The organism is Calidifontibacter indicus (genome assembly GCF_003386865.1).
GTDB lineage: Bacteria > Actinomycetota > Actinomycetes > Actinomycetales > Dermatophilaceae > Yimella > Yimella indica.
The window spans coordinates 1238674-1262523 of record NZ_QTUA01000001.1 but is presented as its reverse complement, the minus strand read 5'-3'; the positions used below and the strand labels follow the sequence as shown (position 1 = coordinate 1262523).

22 protein-coding genes, 1 tRNA gene and 1 pseudogene are annotated in these 23850 nt (G+C 69.5%); 14 read left to right on the top strand and 10 right to left on the bottom strand.

What is annotated here, in order from left to right:
• Positions 1-34 precede the first annotated feature (34 nt).
• The 5 genes from DFJ65_RS06055 to galU are packed head-to-tail and all read right to left on the bottom strand — an operon-like array spanning position 35 to position 3791.
• On the bottom strand, positions 35-673 hold the full coding sequence (locus tag DFJ65_RS06055) for a GNAT family N-acetyltransferase (RefSeq protein ID WP_115922252.1): 639 nt from the start codon (positions 671-673) through the stop codon (positions 35-37).
• Complete coding sequence (locus DFJ65_RS06050; protein ID WP_115922251.1) at positions 670-1149, bottom strand: MogA/MoaB family molybdenum cofactor biosynthesis protein; 480 nt, start codon at positions 1147-1149, stop codon at positions 670-672. Before DFJ65_RS06050 ends, DFJ65_RS06055 begins: the two co-directional genes overlap by 4 nt.
• Positions 1142-1573 carry a cyclic pyranopterin monophosphate synthase MoaC gene (gene moaC, locus DFJ65_RS06045; RefSeq protein WP_245950388.1) on the bottom strand — a complete coding sequence of 144 codons (432 nt, stop codon included), beginning with the start codon at positions 1571-1573 and terminating at the stop codon, positions 1142-1144. The genes DFJ65_RS06050 and moaC overlap by 8 nt, the downstream gene beginning before the upstream one ends.
• Before the next feature lie 50 nt (positions 1574-1623).
• Entirely contained in the window at positions 1624-2847 is a 1224-nt protein-coding gene (locus tag DFJ65_RS17165; RefSeq protein ID WP_170144005.1) for a molybdopterin molybdotransferase MoeA, read from the bottom strand.
• A complete protein-coding gene (galU, locus tag DFJ65_RS06035) occupies positions 2847-3791 on the bottom strand; it encodes a UTP--glucose-1-phosphate uridylyltransferase GalU (RefSeq protein WP_115922249.1) in 945 nt (314 codons plus the stop codon). The genes DFJ65_RS17165 and galU overlap by 1 nt, the downstream gene beginning before the upstream one ends.
• A 92-nt stretch (positions 3792-3883) precedes the next feature.
• Here galU and DFJ65_RS06030 point away from each other — a divergent pair, with 92 nt between their 5' ends.
• The 6 genes from DFJ65_RS06030 to DFJ65_RS06005 all read left to right on the top strand — a co-directional run bounded on the left by DFJ65_RS06030 (position 3884) and on the right by DFJ65_RS06005 (position 8568).
• On the top strand, positions 3884-4483 hold the full coding sequence (locus DFJ65_RS06030) for a 5-formyltetrahydrofolate cyclo-ligase (RefSeq protein ID WP_115922248.1): 600 nt from the start codon (positions 3884-3886) through the stop codon (positions 4481-4483).
• 36 nt (positions 4484-4519) lie between these two features.
• Complete coding sequence (locus tag DFJ65_RS06025; protein WP_115922247.1) at positions 4520-6112, top strand: potassium/proton antiporter; 1593 nt, start codon at positions 4520-4522, stop codon at positions 6110-6112.
• Between the two features lie 27 nt (positions 6113-6139).
• Complete coding sequence (locus tag DFJ65_RS06020) at positions 6140-6463, top strand: FmdB family zinc ribbon protein (protein WP_115922246.1); 324 nt, start codon at positions 6140-6142, stop codon at positions 6461-6463.
• A gap of 111 nt (positions 6464-6574) precedes the next feature.
• Positions 6575-7435 carry an S-methyl-5'-thioadenosine phosphorylase gene (locus DFJ65_RS06015; RefSeq protein ID WP_115922245.1) on the top strand — a complete coding sequence of 287 codons (861 nt, stop codon included), beginning with the start codon at positions 6575-6577 and terminating at the stop codon, positions 7433-7435.
• Positions 7432-8103, top strand: a complete 672-nt coding sequence (locus tag DFJ65_RS06010; protein WP_170144004.1) for an SAF domain-containing protein — start codon at positions 7432-7434, stop codon at positions 8101-8103. Before DFJ65_RS06015 ends, DFJ65_RS06010 begins: the two co-directional genes overlap by 4 nt.
• A gap of 111 nt (positions 8104-8214) precedes the next feature.
• Positions 8215-8568 (top strand): MscL family protein, encoded by a 354-nt coding sequence (locus DFJ65_RS06005; RefSeq protein WP_115922243.1) that lies wholly within the window; start codon positions 8215-8217, stop codon positions 8566-8568.
• An 86-nt stretch (positions 8569-8654) separates the two neighbouring features.
• Here the strand turns inward: DFJ65_RS06005 and DFJ65_RS06000 are convergent, their stop codons facing one another.
• The 3 genes from DFJ65_RS06000 to DFJ65_RS05990 form a co-directional block, all read right to left on the bottom strand.
• Positions 8655-8795 carry a hypothetical protein gene (locus DFJ65_RS06000; RefSeq protein ID WP_245950053.1) on the bottom strand — a complete coding sequence of 47 codons (141 nt, stop codon included), beginning with the start codon at positions 8793-8795 and terminating at the stop codon, positions 8655-8657.
• A gap of 109 nt (positions 8796-8904) precedes the next feature.
• Entirely contained in the window at positions 8905-12633 is a 3729-nt protein-coding gene (locus DFJ65_RS05995; RefSeq protein WP_115922241.1) for an ATP-binding protein, read from the bottom strand.
• 2 nt (positions 12634-12635) lie between these two features.
• A complete protein-coding gene (locus DFJ65_RS05990) occupies positions 12636-14288 on the bottom strand; it encodes a substrate-binding domain-containing protein (RefSeq protein WP_115922240.1) in 1653 nt (550 codons plus the stop codon).
• A 110-nt stretch (positions 14289-14398) separates the two neighbouring features.
• Between DFJ65_RS05990 and DFJ65_RS05985 the strand changes: the two genes are divergently transcribed.
• The 3 genes from DFJ65_RS05985 (at position 14399) to DFJ65_RS05975 (ending at position 16465) form a co-directional block, all read left to right on the top strand.
• Positions 14399-15751, top strand: coding sequence for an AI-2E family transporter (locus DFJ65_RS05985; protein ID WP_115922239.1), 1353 nt, complete (start codon positions 14399-14401; stop codon positions 15749-15751).
• A gap of 73 nt (positions 15752-15824) precedes the next feature.
• Positions 15825-15900 (top strand) — tRNA-Arg (locus tag DFJ65_RS05980).
• Positions 15901-16000: 100 nt separating this feature from the next.
• Positions 16001-16465 carry an LCP family protein gene (locus DFJ65_RS05975; RefSeq protein ID WP_115922238.1) on the top strand — a complete coding sequence of 155 codons (465 nt, stop codon included), beginning with the start codon at positions 16001-16003 and terminating at the stop codon, positions 16463-16465.
• Positions 16466-16491: 26 nt separating this feature from the next.
• On the opposite strand, the gene DFJ65_RS05970 is transcribed toward DFJ65_RS05975, so the two are convergent.
• On the bottom strand, positions 16492-17646 hold the full coding sequence (locus DFJ65_RS05970) for an acyl-CoA dehydrogenase family protein (protein WP_115922237.1): 1155 nt from the start codon (positions 17644-17646) through the stop codon (positions 16492-16494).
• A gap of 141 nt (positions 17647-17787) precedes the next feature.
• Here DFJ65_RS05970 and DFJ65_RS05965 point away from each other — a divergent pair, with 141 nt between their 5' ends.
• From DFJ65_RS05965 to DFJ65_RS05955, 3 genes are all read left to right on the top strand, one after another.
• Positions 17788-18393, top strand: coding sequence for a TetR/AcrR family transcriptional regulator (locus DFJ65_RS05965; protein WP_115922236.1), 606 nt, complete (start codon positions 17788-17790; stop codon positions 18391-18393).
• Between the two features lie 95 nt (positions 18394-18488).
• Entirely contained in the window at positions 18489-19865 is a 1377-nt protein-coding gene (locus tag DFJ65_RS05960; protein WP_115922235.1) for a hypothetical protein, read from the top strand.
• A 206-nt stretch (positions 19866-20071) separates the two neighbouring features.
• A complete protein-coding gene (locus DFJ65_RS05955) occupies positions 20072-21163 on the top strand; it encodes an SNIPE associated domain-containing protein (RefSeq protein ID WP_245950052.1) in 1092 nt (363 codons plus the stop codon).
• A gap of 95 nt (positions 21164-21258) precedes the next feature.
• Here the strand turns inward: DFJ65_RS05955 and DFJ65_RS05950 are convergent, their stop codons facing one another.
• On the bottom strand, positions 21259-22158 hold the full coding sequence (locus DFJ65_RS05950; RefSeq protein ID WP_115922233.1) for a LysR family transcriptional regulator: 900 nt from the start codon (positions 22156-22158) through the stop codon (positions 21259-21261).
• A 75-nt stretch (positions 22159-22233) separates the two neighbouring features.
• Between DFJ65_RS05950 and DFJ65_RS05945 the strand changes: the two genes are divergently transcribed.
• Together DFJ65_RS05945 and DFJ65_RS18000 are read left to right on the top strand one after the other, a co-directional pair.
• Positions 22234-23433, top strand: coding sequence for a thiolase family protein (locus DFJ65_RS05945; protein WP_115922232.1), 1200 nt, complete (start codon positions 22234-22236; stop codon positions 23431-23433).
• An 83-nt stretch (positions 23434-23516) separates the two neighbouring features.
• Positions 23517-23828: pseudogene (locus tag DFJ65_RS18000) on the top strand (CoA-transferase); the annotation flags it as partial.
• Positions 23829-23850: the final 22 nt, after the last annotated feature.

The following is a 23850-nucleotide window of genomic DNA, read 5'->3' as shown; positions in this document are numbered from 1 at the left end:
GACGGTAGTTGCGCGGTCGGCAACGATCGTGGACCTAATCGGTGTGTCGCGGAAGTGATTGCCCCGAAAGGCGATTGAGGCGGTCGACGACGCGCTCCCCGGCGAGGTCCTCGGTGGTGAGAGCGAACGTACGGTGGTCGCGCCAGGCGCCGTCGATGTGCAGGTAGGCGCGGCGCACTCCCTCGTCGCGCATCCCGAGCTTGGCGACCACCCGCAGGCTCGGCCCGTTGTCGGGCCGGATGTTGACCTCGACCCGGTGCAGCCCCTCCCGCTGGAAGGCGTGGTCCATGGCCATCGCCAGGGCGAACGGCATGATCCCTTGTCCCGCAACGCTTTCGGATATCCAATACCCGGCGGACGCCGACAGCAACGCACCGCGGGAGATGCCGAACAGATGCACCTGGCCGACGAGCGCCCCGTCGACCTCGAGCGCGAACGGGAGCAACCGGCCGGCCTTGCCCTCGCGATCCTGCTGGCGCACCATCTGCGCGAACGAGATGACGCCGGGTGTCGGATTCGGCGGCGAGGAGTCCCACGGACGGTTCCAGTCGGCGTTGGCCCGGCGCAGCGTGAGGTACTCCACCCGGTCGGCGCGAGTTCGCAACGGCCGCAACTTGATCCGATGTCCGTCGTTGCGTGCTTCGACCGCCGCCGGCCAGTGCCGGTCACTCATCGGGGGTGGTCACCACCACGGATCTGATCAAGGGCGTGGGCGATCACCGGTGCGAGCACGGCGAGCGCGTCCTTCACCCCGCCCGACGAGCCGGGCAGGTTGATCACCAGCGTGCGGTCGGCGACACCGGCGACGCCACGCGACAGCATCGCCCCGGGAATGCCCTTGGCCACCCCCGGCGCCCGGAGGGCTTCGGGGATGCCGGGCACGAGCCGGTCGAGCAGCGGTGCCGTCTCCTCCGGGGTGCGGTCGGTCGGGTTGAGCCCGGTGCCGCCGGTGGTCAACACCAGATCGACCCCTGAGGCAAGCGCGGCCCGCAACGCCTCCCCCACCGGTGCGCCGTCGGCGACGACAACCGGCTCGGCGACGGCAAAACCCCACTCCCGCAACGCACTTGCGAGCAGTTGGCCCGAGGTGTCCGGGTAGACCCCGGACGCCGCCCGGGTCGAGCAGGTGATCACGACGGCGTCAGGCATCCTCGCTCCAGTCGCCCGAGCGTCCGCCCGACTTGGCGGTCACCCGGATGTCGGTGATGCGCGCGTGCTTGTCGACGGCCTTGACCATGTCGACGAGGGCGAGCGCCGCGACGCTGACGCAGGTGAGCGCCTCCATCTCGATGCCGGTGCGGTCGGCGGTGCGCACGGTGGCCTCGATGTCGACCCGGTCGTCGCGCACCACGAGGTCGACGGCGACGGCGTGCACCGCCACCGGGTGGGCCAACGGCACCAGTTCCGGAGTGCGCTTGGCAGCCTGGATGCCGGCGATCCGGGCGACCGCGAGCGCGTCACCCTTGGGCACCGTGTCGGAGCGCAGTGCCTCGATCGCCGCGTCGCAGAGCCGCACCGACCCACGCGCCTGCGCCTGCCGTGCGGTGACCGGCTTGGCGCTCACGTCGACCATATGCGCCGTGCCGTCCGACCGCACGTGGGTCAGACCGGAACCCTTGTCGCTCACACGAACTCACCGTCCAGCCCGATGATCCGGATGCGGTCACCGGCGCGCACCTCGTCGACCTCGGCATCGATCCAGGCGAGTCCGTCGGCGGTCGAGAGTCCACCCATCAGGTGCGACCCCGGGCCTCCGCTGGCGGTGGCGAAGTGGCCGTCGCCGCGGTGCTCGAGCCGCACACGAGCCAGCTGGGTGCGCTCGTCGGGGGTGCGCCAGCCGTCGGCGACCGTTGCGGTCATCCAGCCGATCTGCGGCGAACGCCCCGCCATCACCCGCAGCGCCGGCGCGACGAACACGACGAACGACACCAGCGACGACACCGGATTGCCCGGCAGCGCGAACAGCGGGACGTCGGTGCGCACGAACCCGAAGCCCTGTGGCTTGCCCGGTTGCATGGCGATCTTGCTGAACTCGACCTCGGTGCCGCCCTCGAACGCCGCCTTCAACGGTTCGAACGCACCCGCGCTGACCCCGCCGGAGGTGATGATCGCGTCGGCGCCGGCAGCGAGCGCTGCGTCGACCGCGTCACGCACGGCGTCACCGGTGTCGCCGCAGCGGTCGACCCGGGCGACCTCGAAGCCGGCCTGGCGCACCAACGCGGCGAGCATCGGTCCGTTGGTGTCGATGATCTGCCCGTGGTCGAGTTCCTCGCCGGGAGAACGCAGTTCGTCACCGGTGCTGATGAGCGCGACCTTCGGCAGGGGCACCACGGGCACCTCCGCGCGTCCGGACGCGGCAAGCACCGGCACGTGCCGGGCACCGATCCGGGTGCCGGCCGGGAGCACCAGCGCACCGGCCTGCACGTCGCCACCCGCGGCGCGGATGGACCTGCCGGCGACGGCCGCGACTTCGAACCGCACCTGCTCGGTGCCGCCGTCGGTGTGTTCGACCTGCACGATCGCGTCGGCGCCGTCGGGCACCGCGGCGCCGGTCATGATCTGCCAGGCCGTGCCCGGTTCGAGCCGCACCTGCCGGGTGTCACCGGCCGGGATCACACCCGCCACCGGAAGGGTCGTGCCGGGCGCCGGCACGTCGGCGGCACGCACGGCGTAACCGTCCATCGCCGAGTTGTCGAACCCCGGCAGCGAATACCTGGCGGTGACGTCTTCGGCCAGCACGCGTCCGTGGGCGTCGCCGATGGCGATCGGGGTCGACGGCAACCGGTGGACGGCGCCGACGAGCCGGTCGGCGTAGTCCTGCGGGGGCAGCAGACGGGTCGCCGCCATCAGTGCCTCAGCTGGCGGTCCTCGAGCCGACCCGCCCCTTCGTCGGTGTCGACCCATTCGGCCAGCCAGGTGCGGAACTCGGCGCCGATGTCACGGTGACGCACCGCGAGGCGCACCACCGCCTTGAGGTAGTCGAGTCGGTCGCCGGTGTCGTACCGGTTGCCCCGGAAGACCACACCGACCACCCCGCCGCCCGGCGCGCCGCTCTGCGCCTGCGTGAGCAGCGCGTCGGTCAGCTGGATCTCGCCGCCGCGTCCGGGCGCCGTCTGCGCCAGCACCTCGAAGATCGACGGGTCGAGCACGTAACGCCCGATGACCGCGAGGTTCGAGGGCGCCTCGGCGGGGTCGGGCTTCTCGACCATCGACGTCACCCGCACCACGTCGTCCTCACCGTCGAGCGCCTCCACCGCGGCGCAGCCGTACAGGTTGATCTGGTCGCGCGGCACCTCCATCAGCGCCACGACCGAGCCGCCGTAGCGTCCGCGGGCGGCGATCATCTGCTGCAGGAGGGTCTCGGTCTCGTCGATGAGGTCGTCGCCCAACAACACCGCGAACGGCTGCTGCCCGACATGCGCCTTGGCCCGCAGCACCGCGTGACCGAGACCGAGCGGCTCGCCCTGACGCACGAAGTGCACGTTGCCGAGGTCGGCCGACTTGCGCACCCGGCGCAGCTTCTTGTCGTCGAGCTTGCGCTCGAGCGCCGCCTCCAACTCCCAGTGCCGGTCGAAGTGGTCCTCCAACGCGGCCTTGTTGCGTCCGGTGATCATCAAGACGTCGTCGATGCCGGCCCGTGCGGCCTCCTCGACGACGTACTGGATGGCCGGCTTGTCGACGACCGGCAGCATTTCCTTCGGGATCGCCTTGCTCGCCGGCAGGAAACGGGTGCCGAGACCGGCCGCCGGGATGACGGCCTTGACAACGTCACTGGGTGCGGACTCACTCATGGGTGTCAGGCTAGTGGAGCCGCATTGCATTCTGCCGTGGGTTGCGCCGGGCTCACCTGTGGCTCGCGCACTCGGCCCGTCACACTGGACGGATGAGCACGTCGCGCGCCCTGCCCGAACTTCCGGCCGACAAGCAGGCGGCGCGGGCGGCGGTGCGCGCGGCGCGTCGGCAGTGGCGCGACGACCCGGCCACCGATCGCGGCGCCACCGCGGCGGCCTTCCGCGACCGTCTGCTCACCTGGCTGGCACCCCGCACCCCCGGCACCATCACGGCGTACGAGTCGTGGGCGACCGAGCCGCCCACGCAGGCATTGATCGCCGGGCTGCAGGACGCCGGGTGGCGGGTGCTGGTGCCCGACACCCTTCCCGACCTGCGATTGTCATGGCACGATGTCGCCGGGCCCGGGGTCGACCTCGGCATCGACGCCGTCGCGTCCGCCGACGTGCTCCTCATCCCGGGCCTCGCCATCGATCGGGACGGATACCGGCTCGGGCAGGGCGGTGGGTGTTACGACCGCACTCTCCCGTTGCGCAGGCCCGGCACGCTCGTCGTCGCGATGGTGTTCGAGCAGGAGATCGTGCGACAGGTGCCCCGCGAACCGCACGATCTTCCGGTCGACGCGGTGCTCACGACGCAAGCGGTGCGCGAGCGCGATCCAGCAACTGGAAGAATCCAGCCCGGGGACAACTGAACCGGCCGCGCACGGCCTGACCGGAAGGAGCGCTCGATGCACCTGACGGACGTCGCTGCGTTCGCCGGTTCTCTCGGCGCCGTGCCCAAGTCGGGCGCCTACGACCTCGACGACCTCACCCGCACCCTGCTCATCGGCAGCGCGGTGCTGCTGGTTGCGGTCGCCGCGGTGCGCCTAGCGAACAAGTCGGGGCTGCCGACGCTGCTGCTCTATCTCGCGATGGGCGTCGTGCTCGGCGAGGCGGGGTTCGGCCTGGAGTTCTCCGATCCACTGATGACCGAGGTGCTCGGTTACTCGGCGCTCGTGCTGATCCTGGCCGAAGGTGGTTTGACCACGCAGTGGTCGGCGATCAGGCGCAGCGTGGTGCCGGCGATGTTGTTGTCCACCGTCGGTGTGCTGATATCGGTCGCGGTCGTCGGTGTCGCCGTCCATTACCTGCTCCACTTCGACTGGACCACGGCGTTCCTGCTCGGCGCCATCGTCTCCTCGACCGACGCCGCGGCCGTCTTCTCGGTGCTGCGCAAGGTGCCGCTGCCCCACCGTGTCACCGGTGTGCTGGAGGCGGAGTCGGGCTTCAACGACGCCCCCGTCGTGCTGCTGGTCTCGGCGCTCGCATCGGCGGCGGCACCCGGACGACCCGACCCGAACTGGCTGTCCGTGGGGTTCCACGCCGGCTTTGAACTCGCCGTCGGCGCCGCGATCGGCCTGGCGCTCGGTTATGTGCTCGGCACCCTGATGAAGCGCGCGGCCCCCGGGTCGTCGGGTCTGTTCTCGATCGGCGTGCTCGCCGCGTGTGTGCTGGCGTTCGCGGTGGCCGATGCCGTGCACACCAGCGGCTTCATCGCGGTCTACCTGTGCGCGCTGGTGCTCGGCAACCTGGGTCTCCCACACCGCCAAGCCGTGCGCGGCTTCGCCCAGTCGTTCGGTTGGTTGGCCCAGATCGGGCTGTTCGTGCTGCTCGGTCTGCTCGCCGCGCCGTCCCGTCTGCAGGACCAGCTGTTCCCGGCGCTCGTCGTCGGGTTGGTGCTGCTGCTGGTGGCCCGCCCCCTGTCGGTGTTCGGGTCGATGCCCGGGTTCGGCATCACCACCCCCGAGAAGCTGTTCCTGTCGTGGGCCGGCCTGCGCGGTGCGGTGCCGGTCGTGCTGGCCACGGTGCCGCTCACGCTCGGCAGCCAGGGCCTGGAGTGGATCTTCGACCTCGTGTTCGTGCTGGTCGTGGTGTTCACCCTCGTGCAGGCCCCGACGCTGCCCTGGGTGGCGCGCCGGCTCGGCATCGTCGACGAGTCGCACGTGGTCGACGTCGAGTTGGAATCGATGCCACTGGACGAATTGAACGCCGAGATGCTGCAGGTGCGGATCGGCCCGCACTCGCTGCTGCACGGGGTGGAGGTGCACGAGTTGCGGCTGCCCAAGGGCGCGAACGTCACGCTGGTCAAGCGCGACGACGAATCGTTCGTGCCGACCCGCCGCTCGGTGCTCCACCGCGGCGACCAACTGTTGATCGTCACCCCGTCGGCCGCGCGCTCCTGCGTGGTGCGCAGGGTGCGCGCGATCAGCGACCACGGACGGCTCGCCGGCTGGCGTCGGTCGGGCGCTCGGGACGCCGCGACGGACGTGCGACCGGGATGACCCGCGACCTGACCTAGAATCTGCGTCGTGCCCACCTACTCCTACGCCTGCAAGAACTGCGGCCATCAGTTCGACATCGTCCAGGCATTCAGCGACAACGCCCTGACCGACTGCCCCGAGTGCGGCGGCCGGTTGCGCAAGGTCTTCAACTCGGTCGGTGTCGTCTTCAAGGGGTCGGGCTTCTACCGCACCGACAGCCGTGGCGGCTCTTCCTCGAGCACGCCGGCCAGCACCACCTCGAACGACTCGAGCACCTCGAGCTCGAACGGCTCGGGCGACAGCGCCGCGAAGCCCGCGGCGAGCTCCGACTCCAAGCCGGCCGCCTCGACGGCGACCAAGTCGGCCGACTGACCACCCGCCTGACCACCCGGCTGTCCACAGCCCCCGCACGGCTGCGGACGGTCCACAGCGGCACCCGTTGCCGCCACGACCCGGTCGGTGCAGCGGACTAGTCTCACCGCCATGACCACCGCTGCCCACACCGCTGCACACGCCTTGTCGCCCACCGACTCCCCCCGTGCCGAGATCGGCGTGATCGGCGGCTCGGGGTTCTACACCTTCCTCGACAATGCGCGCGCGGTGCGCGTCGACACCCCGTTCGGCGCGCCGAGCGACGACCTCGTGATCGGCACGGTGGCCGGCCGGTCGGTGGCGTTCCTGGCGCGGCACGGTCAGGGGCACCGGTTCCCCCCGCACCGGGTCAATTACCGCGCCAACCTGTGGGCGCTGCGTTCGGTGGGGGTGCGTGAGGTGCTCGCCCCGTGCGCGGTCGGCGGGCTCGACCCACGCTTCTCCCCCGGCACCGTGGTGGTGCCCGATCAGGTCGTCGACCGCACCTGGGGCCGCGAGCACACCGTCTACGACGAGCCCGGCCCGGTGGTGCACGTCGGCTTCGCCGACCCCTACTGCCCGACCGGGCGCTCGGCCGTGCTCGGTGCCGCCGCCGGTCAGAGCGAGCTTCCCGCCGTCGACGGCGGCACGCTCGTCGTCATCAACGGCCCGCGCTTCTCCAGCCGCGCCGAGTCGCGCTGGCACCAGGCCGCCGGGTGGTCGGTCGTCGGCATGACCGGCATGCCGGAGGCGTCCATCGCCCGCGAGTTGGCGATGTGTTTCACCAGCATCTGCCTGGTGACCGATGCCGACGCCGGCGTCGAAGGCGACTCCGGCGTCACCCACGACGAGGTGTTGGCGGTGTTCGCGACGAAGGTCGAACACCTCAAGGACCTCGTCCGGGCGAGCATCGCCGCCCTGCCCACCGGGGCTGCGACCTGCGAGTGCCAGCACGCGCTCGACGGCATCACCCTCCCCTTCGAGTTGCCGTGACCGGCGCGCGGCGCGGCGGGTCGGCGCGCTTCGAGGCGTTGCGCGGCCCCGGCCGGCAGGCCCGGTGGCAGCGGGCCAGGCTGCGCCGCATCGCCGCCGCCGCGCTGGTCGCCGTCGCGGTGTGCGCGGCGTGGGGGCTGCTGCGTCCGGCACCGGAAGCGACGGTGGCCGTCACCGTGGCAGCCCGCCCGATCGCGGCCGGCGCCAAGATCTCGGCGGCCGACCTGCGCACCGCGCAGTGGCCGTCGAGCGTCGCTGTTCCCGGCGTGCTGCCGCTCTCGACCGCGGCGGGACGCACCGCGACCGCCGCCATCGCGGCCGGCGAACCGGTCACCCAGTCACGGGCGACCCGCTCCACCTGGGGTGTGCTGCGCGCCGACGAGCAGGCCTTCACGATCCCGCTCGCCGATCCGGCGCTGGCGGGATTGCTCTCCCCCGGTGACCTGCTCGATCTGTACGACCCGGGCGATCACCGGGTGGTGGTGAGTGCGGCTCGTGTCGTGATGTCCACCACCCCAAAGGTTGAACCAATGGGCGGCTCCGCGACGGCCGACGTGATGGTCGTGGTCGCCGTTCCGCGCCGCAATTCCGCGGAATTGGCGGGTTCGCTCGCCACGGCGGCGACGCTCGGCACCGGATTGGTGGCCGCCGCGCGTCCCCGCGGCTAGCACACAATTTGGGCGCTGTACGGCGTTTTCAGTTTTTGCTGATCCGCGCCCTCCGCTACTGTTTCGGCGATTCATGCAAGGTACGCAATCCCCCGAAAGAAGGAAACTGCCATGAGCGGCTTCAAGAAATTCCTCCTGCAGGGCAACGTCGTCGAGCTCGCTGTTGCGGTTGTCATCGCGGGCGTTTTCGGCGAGGTCGTCAAGGCATTCGTCACGATCATCATGGACCTCATCGGTAAGGCCGGAGGCACCCCGAACTTCTCCGGCTACACGCCGGGTGGCGTCCACGTCGGCGCATTCCTGACCGCGCTCGTTGCGTTCATCATCGTCGCCGCGATCGTCTACTTCGGTGTTGTGAAGCCGTACGAGGCCTTCAAGGCTCGCTTCGTCAAGCCGGAGGAGGAGAACGCCACCGAGCTCAGCGTTCTCACCGAGATCCGCGACGCGCTGCGCGCCGGTCGCTGATCCATCGCATGTTCGAAGGAGCGGGTGCCCCTCACGGGGCATCCGCTCCTTCGTTTTTGGGCTACTTCCGGCCTACTTTCCGGGACTCAGCCCCAGTGCGGCGGACGCTGCTCGTGCAGCCACCGCTCGTGATCGCGCTCCCCGCCGCCTTCGGCCGCGGTGTCCGGCGTGGCCGGCTCCTCGCGCGGCTCGGGGCCGTCGTCGCCGCCGGTCGCAGGTCGCACCACGCGGCGGTGCCGTCGCCCGCGACGCGGTGATGCATCGTCCGGTCGGTCGGCGGGCACTGACGTTGCTGACGTTTCGGACCCGGCTGACCGGCCATGTGCGTCCGAGCGATCAGACATCGTCGCCGTCACCGACCAGGTCGGCCAGGCGGGACACCTGTCTGGCCGGGTCGCGGAACATCTCGTCGAGACAGACCCGTTCGTAGCGCCAGCCCCGCTCGCGCAGCTGCTGCGGACGCACCAGGTCGCGATCACGCACCTCCGCCTCGGCCGCGAGGGTAGAACCGTCGGTGTCGAGGGCGACCAACTGGTCGGGGCCGTCCGGGTCACCGAGCACCAGATCGAGTCCGGGTTTCCCGAGGCCCGCGCCCGAACGCACCGTGACACCGCTGTCGCGCAGTCGGCGGGCCAGTTCGGCGACGAGCGGGTGTTGCGCCGCGGTCGGCTGCACCGGTGCGGGACGGTCGAGCACGCTGCCGGCCGAGGCGGTGCGCCGACGGCGCGCCTTGCGGCCGGGCTGTCCGGGCTGCTGCTCGGGCTGCACCGAGGAGTCGTCCTCGCCGCCCGGCCGGCCGGCCGTGCCGGTGCCGGCATGCACCAACAAGTCGCGGAACATGTGGGCGCCGCGGGTGCGCAACGACGACACCGCGATGTCTCCGGGGCGCAGCGAACTCACCACCACCGTGCGCAGGCGGGCCCGGGTCGAGGCCACGAGCAGAGCCTGCTCGCCGCGGTCGGCCAGGGCGGCGGCGGCAGCACCGACCAACTCGCCCTTCTCGTCAACGCGGGCGGCGACCGTCACCACGGCCACGTCGCGGGTGAACCCTTGTGCGCGGCGGGCGCTGCGCACAAGCAGCGGCTTGGGGTCGTCGGACTGCAAGTACCGCGTCAGCGCGGGGTCCGTGCTCGCCCGCCGGGCCAGCGCCGTCGAGACCCGCTCGGCGTGTTCGTCGGTGAGGGTCACCACCATCAGCGAGCCGCGGGCCGGGTCGGCGGCATGGGCGGCCACCAGGTCGACGACCCGATCGATCTCGTGGGCGACGCCGCCCTGCCCGCTGACGACGTCGAGACGGAACGGCCGCTCGTCGCCCGGACGCGGGAAGGTGCGGATGGCGCCGCCGTACGCCTGCGCGTTCGCGAAGTCGAACAGGCGCCCGTCGCTGGACCGGTAGTGCGTGCTCAGTTGCTGCCGCGGCACCAGCGGCCCGAGTTCGTCGACGATCGACGCCGGGCGCCGGGAGGTGTCGACGGCACGGCCGACGTCGACCACGAACGGGTGCGGGCCGGTCTGGCGCCGGTCGCCGAACAGCACCGTCTGTGCCGCGCGGCGGACGGCGGGCACGACCTCGGCGGTGCCGACCTGGGATGCCTCGTCGACGACGACCACGTCGAACCACACACCGGCGGGCACGTGCGAGGGCACCAGTAGCGGGCTCATCGCCCAGCACGGCATCAGCGCCATCATCAGCTCGGGTGCCACCGGCAGCAGGTCGCGCAGGCTCGCACCACGAGCGAGCCCCTGCTGCACCGCGCGCACCTGGTCGGGCAGGTTGCGCACCACGGACTGCAGTCGCGCATCGACGGCGGTGCGCACCGCCTGCACCCGCGCATCGCGGCGGTGCTGCTCGTCGTCGGCATACTGCGCGAGCAACTCCCGCACACTGTCACCGGTGGAGGTCGCGCCGGGAGCGCCGTCGTCCGACTGTTGGCAAAGGTGCTCGAAAACCGATGTCCACCAGACGAATTCGAGCTCAGGAACGACCTGCTCGGTGGGCACCTGACGGTTGGCCAGGTCGTCGACGAGGTCGCCGAGCCCCTTCGCTCGGAGCGCCTCGATGTCGTCGGCGACGGTCGGAATCACCTCGAGCCGGTCGGTCGCGCGGGCCAATCGGGTGAGGCGCGCCTGCAAGGAGTCGAAGGACTTGTCGAGCAGGTCACCTCCGGCAGCGGTGCCGGCCAACCGGTCACCGAGCCATTCGAGCTCGGAGCGCAGCCGTTCGTGTTCGGTGAGTGCCTCCGCCAGGCCCTTCGGGGCCGACGGGCGCGAACCCTTGCCGGCGATCCGGCGCCACTGGGTGCGCTGCCGGTGGGCCCGCACCAACACGCCGTGCAGGTCGGGACGCGGTCCCGGACGCAGGAGGTCCTGGGCCTGGGAGGTGAGTCGCCGCCGGTCGAGCAGGCCGAGGTGCACGTCGTTCTCGCGACGGTAGTCACGTCCGCCGGTGGCGCCGGCGAGCTCGCCGAGCGGCGCCTCGAACACTTCCGGCCGGAACACCTCCAAAGTGCCGGTGACCTGCTGGAGCAGTTCCAGCCCGTCTTCCTCCTCGCGCATGTCGACCGGCGAGGGCAGGCCGACGGAGTCGAACATCTCGTCGATCAACGACCGGTGCGCGGCGAGGCGGTCGGCCGCCAGTTCGCTCACGGTGGCCCGGGCGCGCTCGGCCTGCTGCTCGCCGACGATCGATGCGCCGTACCACGGGTCGTTCTCCCCCGTCGTGGTCCACCCGCCCTTGCGGGCGACGTCGAGCAGGCGTCCGGCGGCTTCGTCGCGCTGGGTCGGCGACAACGCCAGCAGGTCGGCGCTGTCGATGCGGGCGTGCGAGCGCGGCACCGGGCGCTGTTGGCCGAGGGCCGCGATCTGCTCGATCACCTGGGCCAGCGACACACCCCAGGGCTGGTGCAGTTGATGCACGGCCTCGTGATGCGCCTGCAGCGCGGTCGCGAAGGGCGACGGATTCTCTTGTGGTGCACCCGCATCGGTCGGTGCCGCGATCGCTTCCTGGATGCGCCGGTTGAACAGTTCCTCGAACTCCGGGCCGGGGCGTCCGTCGCTCATGTGCGCGACGAGGTCGCCGAGTCCGGCTTCTTCTAGCCGGTGCTGCACCGCGTCGATCGCGGCCCGCTTGTGGCTCACGAACAGCAGCGGACGTCCCTGTGCGGCGAGCGCCGCAGCCAGGTTGGCGACGGTCTGGGTCTTGCCGGTGCCGGGGGCGCCGTCGACGGTGAGGTGTGCCCCGGCGAGCACCGCGTCGATCACGGCCTCCTGGGAGCTGTCGGACGGCAGCACGCCCCGTGCGGGAGCGGTGTTCTGACGCTCCGGCGGGAGCGCGCCGACCGCGGTCGCGGCGTCCGGTGCGCCGGCGAGGGCGTCGAGCACCGGGTGGCCGTCGGCGTGCTCGTCCATCAGGTCGGCGACCAGGTCGGACTTGCTGAGGTTGAAGGTGCTGATGAACTGGCGCCGGGCGATCTCGAACCCGGGCACGTCGACACAGGCGCGGCGCAGTTCGTCGAACGCCTGGCGCGGGTCGGACGGCGCCCCGGCGCGGGCCAAAGCGGTGACTGCGTCGACGTCGAGTTCGATGCCGTGCGCTTGCCGCAGGTAGCTCGCCAGCACCGGGTTGAGGGTGGCGTCGCCGACGATCTCGATGAAGAGGTCGTCGGGGTGCCCGGGCACCCGATCGAGTCGTACGCGGCGCAGGAACACCGGCGCGTGCGGACGCTGTCCGTCACCGCGCAGCGTCCAGGTGGCCAGGCCGATGCCCATCCAGCAGGAGTCGATGCCGCGGTCCTGCTGCAGTTCCTCCACCTTCGCGTGGATGCCGCGCAGCCGACGCGACGCCTCCGCGTAGGCGTACGACTCGCGTACGACCTGCGACAGGTGCGCACTGCCGGCGGAGAACAACCGCGCGAAACCGGCGGGGTGCGCGGTAGTGAGCTCCAGCGAGCCGCGTCCGGACGAGTCGAACCAGAGCAGGGTGTTGGGACCGCCGATGCCGGTGAGCTCCTCGCGCCACCGGGCGATCGCGCGGGCGGTCAGGTCGTGTTCCTGTGTGTCCGTCATCGTCAGCTGCGGTGCAGGAAGGCGTCGATGAACACGGTGGCGATCTCGTCGGGGGTCTTCGTGACGTAGGAGAGACCGTCGGTGGTGGTCGCGATCCGCTTCATCGCGGCCGGGTCGGTGTCTTCGCCCATCGAGATCGCGACGATCTTGATCGGCTTGTCGGCCTTGTACGCACCCTTGAGGTTCGCCAACAACTGCTGCAGCGACAGGCCGCCGCCCGGGTCGTCGTTCTTGCCATCGGTCATGATGACGATCGAGTTGATGTAGTCGGGCTGGTAGCTCTTCGTCGCCGACTGATAGGCGGCCCAGATCGAGTCGTAGAGGCCGGTGTCACCGTTCTTGGCCACGAGCCCCGGCAACTGGTCGAGCTTGGTGATGAGGTCCTTCTTGTGGGCCTTGCCCTTGGCGGTGAACCCGATCGGTGCGATGTCCGGGGCCATCTCCAGGTAGTCCTTGCCCTTGCCGTCCAGGTCGGTGCTGAACCCCCAGGCACCGATCTGGGTGGTCGGCGGCAACGCGTCGAGCGCCAATTTGGCTGTGCCCGAGAGCAACTGGATGCGCGACTGGCCGGGCTTCACCTCGGCCGACATCGAGCCCGACACGTCGATGAGCACGAGCATGCGCGCGTCCTTCGCCAGGTCGGCCCACGACTTGACCGCGCTGACTTTCTCGGTGGCGCTGAGCGGTTCGACCGTCTTCAGGTCGGTCGGGAGCGGGCTGCCGGCGGGTGCCGAGCCGCCCGGCACCCGGAACCCCGCGGTCGACAGCGCCGACTTCGTGTCGGCCCCGCGCAGCGCGGTGAGCAGCGCCTGGATGACGGCGTCGGGTGCCGACCGTCCCTTGACCGGGCGGACGAACGGGTAGTCGAGTTGCGGGGCGCCTTCCTGCGGGACGAGCGCGTGCAACTGTCGGGTCGGGTTGGACTTGTTGAACGCCATCAGTTGCGCTTCGGACAGCGGGTAGGCACGTGCCACCTCGGCGTCCTGCACGGCGAACGACGCCAGCACGTCGGGTTGCAGCGTGGAACGGCTGAGCCGGACGATCGAGCGCAGCAGGTCGGTGCGGTCGCCGTGGTCGGTCGCGCTGCGGTTGGCGATGCCCATCGCCACCAGCGCGGACGAGGAGGAGTCGAGCGCCTGGACGCTGACCGGCAACTTGTCGGCGGTCAGGAAGTCGGCCCAGGTGGCGGTCTTGTCGAACCCGGTCACGCCCTCTTGTGCTTTCGGCACCCCGACCACGATCGGGCTGGAGGCGATCGAGCCGGAGTTCGTCGCCCAGTCCTTGCCGAGCTTGGAGTCGACGTCGTCGACCCAGATCGAGGAGTCGGGGATCCAGACGTCCGGGACGTCGCTGCTGCCCAGCTTGATGGCCTTGCCGACCGACTCGCCGGCGGAGCGCGTGACGGTGTAGTCGGCGCACAGGGCCGGGTTCTTCTCCAGCACGCTCACCTGTTGCGCCACGACGGGGTAGATCTCCGGCGCGACAGCGACCTGCACATTGGCCGGATCGGGGCAGCTCGCGGTGTCGTCGGACCCGCCGACCATCGCCTTGACGCCCACGCTCGTGCCGAGCAGGAGGGCGAGCAACCCCGCGCCGGCGGCGATGCGGCGGTTACGTGGGGTGGACGGGGTGGTGGTTACCGAGGAGTCACTCATCGTGCCGGTAGATTACCCGCCGCAGGCGCGCAGATTCCCGTTCGTCTCCGGAAGCTGGTTGAGTATGACGACGCCCGGGAGTGCCGGCGTCGCTCAGCCAAGGGAGAACAATGCTCAACCGTCTCGGCCTGTCGCGCCTGACCGACAAGATCGCGGGCACGAACAAGGAACCGACGCGTCCGCCCCGGGAGGACGAGGAGTCGGAGGAGACGCCCACCCCACCCAAGCGGAAGCGCGCACCCCGGGCCGAGGTGGCCAAGGCTCGCACCCCCAACGACGGTGTCGACCGCGCGATGGTCATCGGACGCGGGATGCGCTGGAGCGCCGGTTGGGCGTTGCGTGGCCTGCTGATCCTTGCGGGCCTCTGGGCATTCCTGAAGATCGTGGGCATCTTCTGGTCGGCGTTGCTGCCGGTCTTCCTGGCGCTCACGATGGCGACGGTGCTCTGGCCGCCGGCCCGTTGGCTCCGGTCGAAGGGGTTCGCTCCGGCGGCCGCCGCGGCGGCCAGCCTGCTCGGTGCCGTCGCGGTGATCGGTGGAGTGATCGCGCTCATGGCGCCGATGGTCACCTCGCAGTGGCCCGAGCTGACCGACAAGGCGATCGGCGGCGTCCGCAAGATTCAGGACTGGTTGCAAGGCCCGCCGTTCAACGTGCAGCCCGAGCAGATCGACAACGCGGTCAAGGCGATCACCGACAAGATGCAGGCGTCGGGCGACAAGATCGCCAGCGGCGTGTTCTCCGGTGTCACCACCGCGAGCCACATCCTCATCACGCTCGTCGTCGCGCTGATCCTGTGCTTCCTGATGGTCAAGGACGGCCCGCAGTTCCTGCCCTGGCTGCGGTCGGTGGCCGGCCGCAGCGCCGGCGCCCACCTCACCGAGATGCTGACCCGCGTGTGGCAGACCCTCGCCGGGTTCATCCGGACGCAGGCCATCGTGTCGGCGGTGGATGCCACCTTCATCGGCATCGGCCTGGTCGCGCTGCGCGTGCCACTGGCGGCCCCGCTGGCGGTGATCACTTTCTTCGGTGGCTTCATCCCGATCGTCGGTGCGTTCGTCGCGGGCACCCTCGCCGTGTTGGTGGCGCTTGTGACCAAGAGCGTCACGACCGCGTTGCTGGTGTTGCTCATCGTGCTGCTGGTGCAGCAGATCGAGGGTCACGTGCTGCAGCCGCTGCTGCAGAGCCGTTCGATGTCGTTGCACCCCGCGTTGGTGCTGCTCGGCATCGCGCTCGGTGGCGAGTTGTTCGGCATCGTCGGTGCGTTCTTCGCCGTCCCGGCGGTGGCGACGCTGGCGGTCGCGCTCCGATACATCGGCGAGCAGATCGACCTGCGCACCGGCGACCTCAAACCCTCGGACGTCAGCCCGCTCACCTCGGAGGGCCGGTATGCGGCGGAGCAGGCGGCCAAGGACGTCCATCCGGACACCGAACCCGACCTGGCCGACAAGCTGATGAAGCTCTGAGCGCCGACGGCCCGGCCGATTCGGCCGGGCTGTTGCCGCGAACTAGACTGCAGCGGCCGGGAAACCGGCCCCCGCCCTCGTAGCTCAGGGGATAGAGCACCGCTCTCCTAAAGCGGGTGTCGCAGGTTCGAATCCTGCCGGGGGCACCATCGTTGAGGCCCGTCATTCCGCCTGGAATCCGAGCCTCCATTCAGCAGACGCTCGCGACTCCCCCGAGTTCTTCCCAGGCGACCTTCGCGCCCTTGGCCGGTGAGCGACAGTCCCTTCCTGGTGGCGTTGCTGCAGAAGACGAAGTCGACCTCCACCCTGCTCAACCCGACGACGCTGACCGGCATCCTCAACGCCACCAAGGACAAGATGGTCATCGACTCCGGGCTCAGCCCGTTGGCCCTCGTGCGACTGGCGAGCAACATGAGCGGCTCGAAGATCCACTTCTACACATTGCCGGTGCAACGGTTCGGCACCGACCCGATCGGGCAATCGGTCAATATCGTCGACGTCCCGGCGGTGCGGGCAACCGTCCGCCGGGTGTTCGCCGGGCCGGCGACACCGTCCGTATCGCCTTCGCCGACCAGCAGCACCGCGGCGTCGAGCACGACGAGCGCCACGGCCGCGGGATCGAGCGGGGTCGCGGCCACGGGCGGTGGGCGGACGGGTCCCCCGCCGACCGTGCTCACCGATCTGCCGGCCGTCGGGGTGCCCTGCGTGAAGTGACCGCGGCGCTCAGTGCGCCGCAGCGCTCACAGTGAGCGCGCGACGAGCTCCTTCATGATCTCGTTGGTGCCGCCGTAGATCTTCTGCACGCGAGCGCCGGCGAAGATACGGGCGATCGGATACTCCGCCATGAAGCCGTAACCGCCGAAGATCTGGAGGCACTTGTCGGCCACCTTGTTCTGCACGTCGGTGCACCAGAACTTCGCCAGCGAGGCCCCGGCCGCGTCCAGCTCACCGGCCACGTGCCGCGTGATGCAGCTGTCGACGAGGGTGCGCGCGGCCAGCGCGTCACCGACGCACTCGGCGAGCACGAACCTGGTGTTCTGGAACGACATCAGGTTGTCGCCGAACGCCTCGCGGTCCTTCGCGTACGCCGTCGCCAGACGCACCGACGCCTCGGCGCTGGCCGCCGCGCCGACCGCGATGATGAGGCGCTCCTGCGGCAACTGCTGCATGAGTTGCACGAACCCCAGGCCCTCGCGGTTACCGAGCAGGTTCGCCGTCGGCACCCGCATGTCGACGAACGACAGCTCGCGGGTGTCCTGGCTGTGCTGCCCGATCTTCTGCAGCACCCTCCCCCGCTCGAAGCCGGGCAGGTCGGCCGTCTCCGCGACGATCAGCGAGAGCCCCTTACCGCCTGCCTCGTCACTGGTGCGCGCCACGATGATCACCACGTCGCAGTGAGTTCCGTTGGAAATGAACGTTTTCGACCCATTGATCACGTAGTCGTCACCGTCGCGGACGGCGCGGGTGCGCACGCGCTGCAGGTCAGACCCGGTCGTCGGCTCGGTCATCGCGATCGCCCCGACCAGCTCACCGGACGCCATCCCGGGCAACCAGCGCTGCTTCTGTTCCTCGCTGCCGAACGCGTTGATGTAGTGGGCGACGATCGTGCTGTGCACGCCGTTGGCCCAGCCGTCGTCGCCGACCAACGCCTGCTCGATCGCGATGACCGACTCGTGCTGGAAGGTGCCGCCACCGCCGCCGTACTCCTGCGGGATGCTGATGCACAGCAGCCCGGCGTCGCCGGCCTTGCGCCAGAAGTCACGGTCGACCATGTGCTGTTCGGCGAAGCGTTCCTGGTGTGGCACAAGCTCTTTGGCCAGGAACGTGCGAGTGAGCTTGCGCAGGTCTTCGAGTTCCTCGGTCATCCACGGCGAGCGGTGGTCGTCCAGAAGCATCGCGGTTCCTTGTCTACCGGCGGTGCCGGTCTTCGGGTGTCTGCAGGTCAAGGTTGCTATACATTCGTATAGCATCGATGGACGTTGTGCAATGGGTCACATCGGACACTCTTGGGACCGCAACGCAGAAGGAGGCCGAAGATGGCGAAGGCGCAACCGGTGTCATCCGTTACGGCACAGGAGGTTCCGGCCAAGCAACGCATCCGGGCGGCAGCGCTCGAGCTCTTCGCCACCCGCGGCGTCGACGCCGCACCGCTGCGCGCCGTCGCGACCTCGGCCGGTGTGACGGTCGGCCTGATCGTGCATCACTACGGCACCAAGGAAGCGCTGCGCGAAGCCGTCGAGATCGGCATCGTCGAGCGGTTCGAGAAGGCGATCGCGTCGGTGCCGCTCACCAGCCGCCCGCCACGCGACCTCGCCGCGGCGCGGGACGACGCCGTCGCCGACATGCTCGCGGCGAACCCGCTGGTCGTCGATTACCTGCGGCGCGCGCTGCTCGACAGCAGCACCGAGATGGGCAATGTGGTCGAACGGTTGAGCCGCCTGTCGGCGCAACAGGTGCGGGAGTTGCGCGACGCCGGTGTCGCCTCGATGAAGCACACCATCGGCGAGCAGGTGGTGACGATCATGGTGGGCCAGCTCGGCCGATTGTTCCTGCAGCCCTTGGTCGATCGCATCGCCGCCGAGTTCGCCGACGACATCGAGCCGTCCCGCAAGCCGCGGCTCGTTGTCGGAGTGAGCGGCTGACTCCACCAACGTCCGCCCACCTTCGGCGGAAGGCCCTCCCGCACAACGACCTTCGTCGGTACGGTGGCCATCACTGGGACAAAGGGGAGAACAAGATGGCCAAGCGCGGGTTTCTCGCGGAGATCAATCGCCAGAGGAAGTTGGCAGAGCAACGCGAGCGTCAGCGCCAAGCGCAGTCCGCGCGCGCGTATGCGCAGGCTCAGCGCGAGGCCGAGAAGGCGCGCCGCGCAGCCGAGCGGGCACAAGCCGAAGCAATTCGCTCTGCGAACGCGCATGCCCGCAGGGTCGATCGTGCGAATGCACAGGCGGAGAGGGCTCGGGCAGCGGAACTCAAGCGGGCCCAACGCGAAGCGGAGCGGTTGCACGTCGAGTCCCGACAAGCCGAAGTTGCCCTTCGCAACGCGAAGCTTGACGAACAGTTTGCGGAGATCGATGGAATCCTCGCCGCGACCCTCGACGTCGACGACTACATCGACCTCGACTCGCTGAAGACCAAGGTGAAGTTGACGGCGTTCGATGCCGGCCAACTCGGAGTCGCTGCTCCCCGCCCGACAAAACTGGCGGCGCCGGTGCAACCGACGTATCGGGAACCTGCGTTCGTGGAGCCGGTAGCCGGCACCGGCATCGCGGCTGCTTTCGGCGGTCGAAAAAAGCACGCGGCCGCGGTCGACGAGGCGCGCGCTCAACACCAGTTGGCGGTTCAGCGTGCGCGCCAGCAATACGAAGAAGCCGTCCGCAACTGGCAGGCCCACTGCCGCGACATCGACCAAGGTCACTCGATTGCGGTGGCGAAGTGGGAAGCCGACGAGAAGCAGCGGCTCGTTGGCCTGGACGCGGCGCGGGACGCGCACGATCGCCGGTTTCGCGAGGCACGCGCGGCCGCCGACGAACGAAACGCAGAGATCGAGGAATTCAAGAACAAGCTCGCATTCGACGTGCCAGAAGCAATTGAAGAGTACGTGGCGCTCGTCCTGTCGAACTCCGTCTACCCGGAGTCATTCTCGGTGACCCACTCGCACAGCTTCGAGCTGGCAACCCGCGAGCTGACGATTACCGTCACCGTGCCCGAGCCCTCAAGTCTGCCGACTGTCAAGGCGTACAAGTACGTCCGAAGCAGCGACGAGATCGCCCCGACTCCCCTGACAGCCACGGCGTTGAAAGCGCGCTATTCAGGCGCGGTCTGGCAGACAGCGGTGCGAACCATCCACGAGATCTTCGAAGCCGACCGGGCCGGAAAGATCCAACTTGTCGCGCTGACTGTGCAGACGAAGGCTGTCTCGGCTGCAACCGGGCGCCCGGAGTTGATCCCGCTTGTGCAGGTTGCCGCCGACCGAGGCGCGTTCGCAGACCTCGACCTGTCCAAGGTCGTGCCCGAAGAAACTCTGAAGCACCTCGGCGCCTCGTTGTCTAAGTCGCCGTACGAACTCAAGCCCGCGACCACGAACGGCGTTCGGACGCGGAGTACACAGTGAGGTTCAACTCGCCACCAGGCTGGCCAACCCCTCCGGATGGATGGAACCCGCCGGCTGATTGGACGCCTGATCCGTCCTGGCCGGCCCCACCCCCCGGCTGGAAGCTGTGGCTTGAGGAAGCCGACGATCAACCGTCCGCGCCGGTCGCCCCTCCGACGCCGGATGGTCCAGATGTCGCGGAAGAAGTACACGCGCTACGGCGGCGCGTGCGCGAACTCGAGAATCAGCTCGCGCAGTCGGAGAGCAGCCAGGTTGTCGACGTGAACGAGCAACGCGTGCTCCAGGACGTCGGCATCTACCGCTACAGCCACCCGCTGGATTCCTCACCCGCCTACAAGGAGCGCCTCGCCGAGCTCAACAGGCGGATGGACGACATGGTGAAGTCCGGCACCGCAATCGAATCCGCGGACATGTTCACCTGGAACGGGTCGCTCGCGAACGGCCGGAAGCTTGTCCGCGATCTCGGCAAGCTCATGCTCCGCGCGTACAACGCCGAGGCAGACAACTGCGTCCGCGCGTTGAGGAACGCCAATGTCCAGACAGCCTCGAAGCGTTTGGATCGCTCCGCGGCAGCGATCGAGAAACTCGGTTCGATGATGGAGATGCGGATCAATCCCGCGTTTCACATGTTGCGGATCGAGGAGTTGCTCCTCGTGGCCGACTACCAGGTGAAGGTGCAGGAGGAAAGGGAGCGCGCACGCGAAGAGCGTGAGATGTTGCGGGAGCAGCGAAGGGCCGAGGCCGAGTTGAAGGCCGAACGAGAACGACTCGACAAGGAGCGGGAGCACTACATCACGGTGCTCGCCCGGCTGCGGGAGGCCGGCGACGAGAGTGCCGCGCGCGACCTTGAATCCCGCCTCCAGGAGATTGACCAAGCCATCGAGAGCAACGACTACCGGATCGCCAACGTTCGGGCGGGATATGTCTACGTGATCTCCAACGTCGGTGCGTTCGGACCCGACATGGTGAAGATCGGGATGACGAGGCGCCTCGAACCCACTGACCGCATCCGTGAGTTGGGCGATGCGTCAGTGCCGTTCTTGTACGACACGCACGCACTGTTCTTCTCAGAAGACGCAGTGACACTGGAGAACGAGCTCCATCGAGCCTTTGCCGAGCGCCGCGTGAACTGGGTGAACTCACGCCGGGAGTTCTTCTTCGCGACTCCTGAGGAGGTGCGAACCGTGCTGTCGGAGAAGATAGGTGGGCTGCTCGAGTACCACGATGTTCCGGATGCTCTCGAATACGTTCAGAGCCGAAGCAGTTGGCCGCCAGACGTGCGACCGAAGAGTTTGTAAAGTCCACGCACGGCCGCGGCTTTGCGCAGGTCATCGAGACCTGCACGCGTCATGACCCGCGCGAATCTCGACAAGCCGCGCACCTGACTCGCCGCTCAGCTGCCCGACACACCGATGACGTCACGGATCACGTCGACCGCCCGGGCAAGGTGCGGCTCACTGCGGTCGGCTCGATACGCCAACGCCAGTTCGACGGTGGTGACCGGGCGCACCAGTCGCCGATAGACGACGCCGTCCAGTGCGAGGGCGGTCACCGGCTCGGGCACGATGGCCGCGCCCAAGCCACCGGCGACGAGGGTGATGAGCGTCGAGGTCTCCCCCACCTCGTGACGCACCTTCGCCGCGATGCCGGCGTCGCGCAGCAGTCGCTGGACGACGTCGTACATCACCGAACTGCGTCCGGCCGAGTGGACGATGAGCGCCTTGTCGGCAAGGTCGCGCACCCGGATCTGCGACTTCGCGGCGAGCGGATCGTCGGCCGGCAGTGCGACGACGAGGCGGTCGTGCCGCAACCGGGTGACGATGAGTTCGGCATCGGCGACCGGCGGCCGCAGCAACGCGATGTCGATCTGACCGGCTGCCAGCGCGCGCACCTGCGCGGGCACGAGCATCTCGCCGCGGAAGGAGAAGTCGACGCCCGGCAGCTCGACCGCCAGTGCGCGCGACAGGGAGGGCAGGTGACTGTAGGTGGCCGAGCCGACACAGCCGATGGTGAGGTGTCCGACCGCACCGGCAGCCACCCGACGGGCAAGGTCGCCGGCGTCATCGACCCCGGCGAGCAGTTCACGTGCCCGGTCGAGATAGGCGCGGCCGGCTTCGGAGAGCTCGACCTTGCGCGTGGTGCGGTGCAACAACTCGACCCCGAGCTCGGCTTCGAGTTGCCGAATCGCCTGCGAGAGCGGGGGCTGGGCCATGTGCAGGCGGGCGGCGGCACGTCCGAAGTGGGCCTCCTCGGCCACCGCCACGAAATAGCGCATCTGACGTAGATCAACCATCAAGACCTTCGAACTATTAATCGTGCGCAATATTGATACTTCACGATATCAACGCTCAGCCCTACGGTGGAAGGCATGGATTCCTTCGTCTACGCCGCGTCCCGCACGCCCTTCGGCCGCTACACCGGCGGCCTCGCCGGCATCCGCCCCGACGACCTCGCCGCCAGTGCGATCACCTCGTTGCTGGCGAAGGTGCCGAGCTTCGACCCGGCCGCCATCGACGACGTCGTGTGGGGCAACGCCAACGGGGCGGGCGAGGAGAACCGCAACGTCGGCCGGATGGCCGCCCTGCTCGCCGGGCTCCCGACGTCCGTCTCCGGCACCACCGTCAACCGGCTCTGCGGCTCGAGCCTCGACGCCGCGATGATGGGGTCGCGCGCGATCGAGACGGGCGACGCCGACGTCGTGCTCATCGGTGGCGTCGAGTCGATGACCCGGGCCCCGTGGGTGCTGCCGAAGTCGCCGAAGGCCTTCCCGGCCGGCGACATCACCGCGGTCTCCACCACGCTCGGCTGGCGTCTGGTCAATCCGAAGATGCCCGCCGAATGGACCGCCTCCCTCGGTGAGTGCAACGAGCAGCTCCAGGAGAAGTACGGCATCAGCCGTGAGCGCCAGGACGAGTTCGCCGCCCGTTCGCACCGCCTGTCGGCGGCGGCATGGGACGAGGGTTTCTACGACGACCTGGTCACCCCGGCCGCCGACACCGAACTCACCCGCGACGAGAACATCCGTCCCGACTCCACCCCGGAGAAGTTGGCGGGGCTGCGGCCGAGCTTCCGCAAGGACGGCACGATCACCGCAGGCAATGCCTCGCCGCTCAGCGACGGCGCATCGGCGGTGCTGCTCGGCTCGGAGGCGGCCGCCGACTCGATCGGCGCCCAGCCGATCGCTCGCATCGCCGGGCGCGCCGCGTTCGCGCTCGAGCCGCAACTGTTCGGTTACGCCCCGGTCGAAGCGGCGAACAAGGCGCTGCGCCGCGCCGGCATCGACTGGAACCAGGTGGGCGCGGTCGAGCTCAACGAGGCCTTCGCCGTGCAGTCGATCGTCTGCGTCGACGCCTGGTTGGAGCAGGGTCTGAAGGACCCCGAACTGGTCAACACCCGCGGCGGCGCGATCGCCCTCGGCCACCCGCTGGGCGCCAGCGGCGGACGCGTCCTCGGCACCTTGGCGAAGGTGCTGCAGGAGCGCGGCGAGCGCTACGGCGTGGCCGCCATCTGCATCGGTGTCGGCCAGGGCCTGGCCGTCGTGCTGGAGAACGTGGAGGCCGGAAAGTGAGCCGCACCCAGATCGTCGACACCGTCGACGAGGCAGTCGCCGGCATCGAGGACGGCAGCACCGTGCTCGTCGGAGGGTTCGCCGGCGACCTCGCCAACTGGAGCACCGACGCCGAAGGTGGGATCCCGGCCGTCGGCGGGGCGATGGACCTCGCCATCGCGCACGCGACGTCTACGTGATGATGACGCTCTTCGACAAGAAGGGCAGGCCGAAACTGGTGCCCGAATGCACCCTGCCGCTGACCGGCCTCGGCTGCGTCAGCCGCGCCTTACACCGACCTCGCTGTGATCGACGTGGGCGCAACCGGCGCGGTCGTGCGCGAGACCTTCGGGACGACCGTGGCCGAGTTGAGTGAGCGTCTCGGCGTGCCGTTGAGCGAGGGCGCGTCGCTCTAGCCTCCCGTTGTGCCTTGGGCCC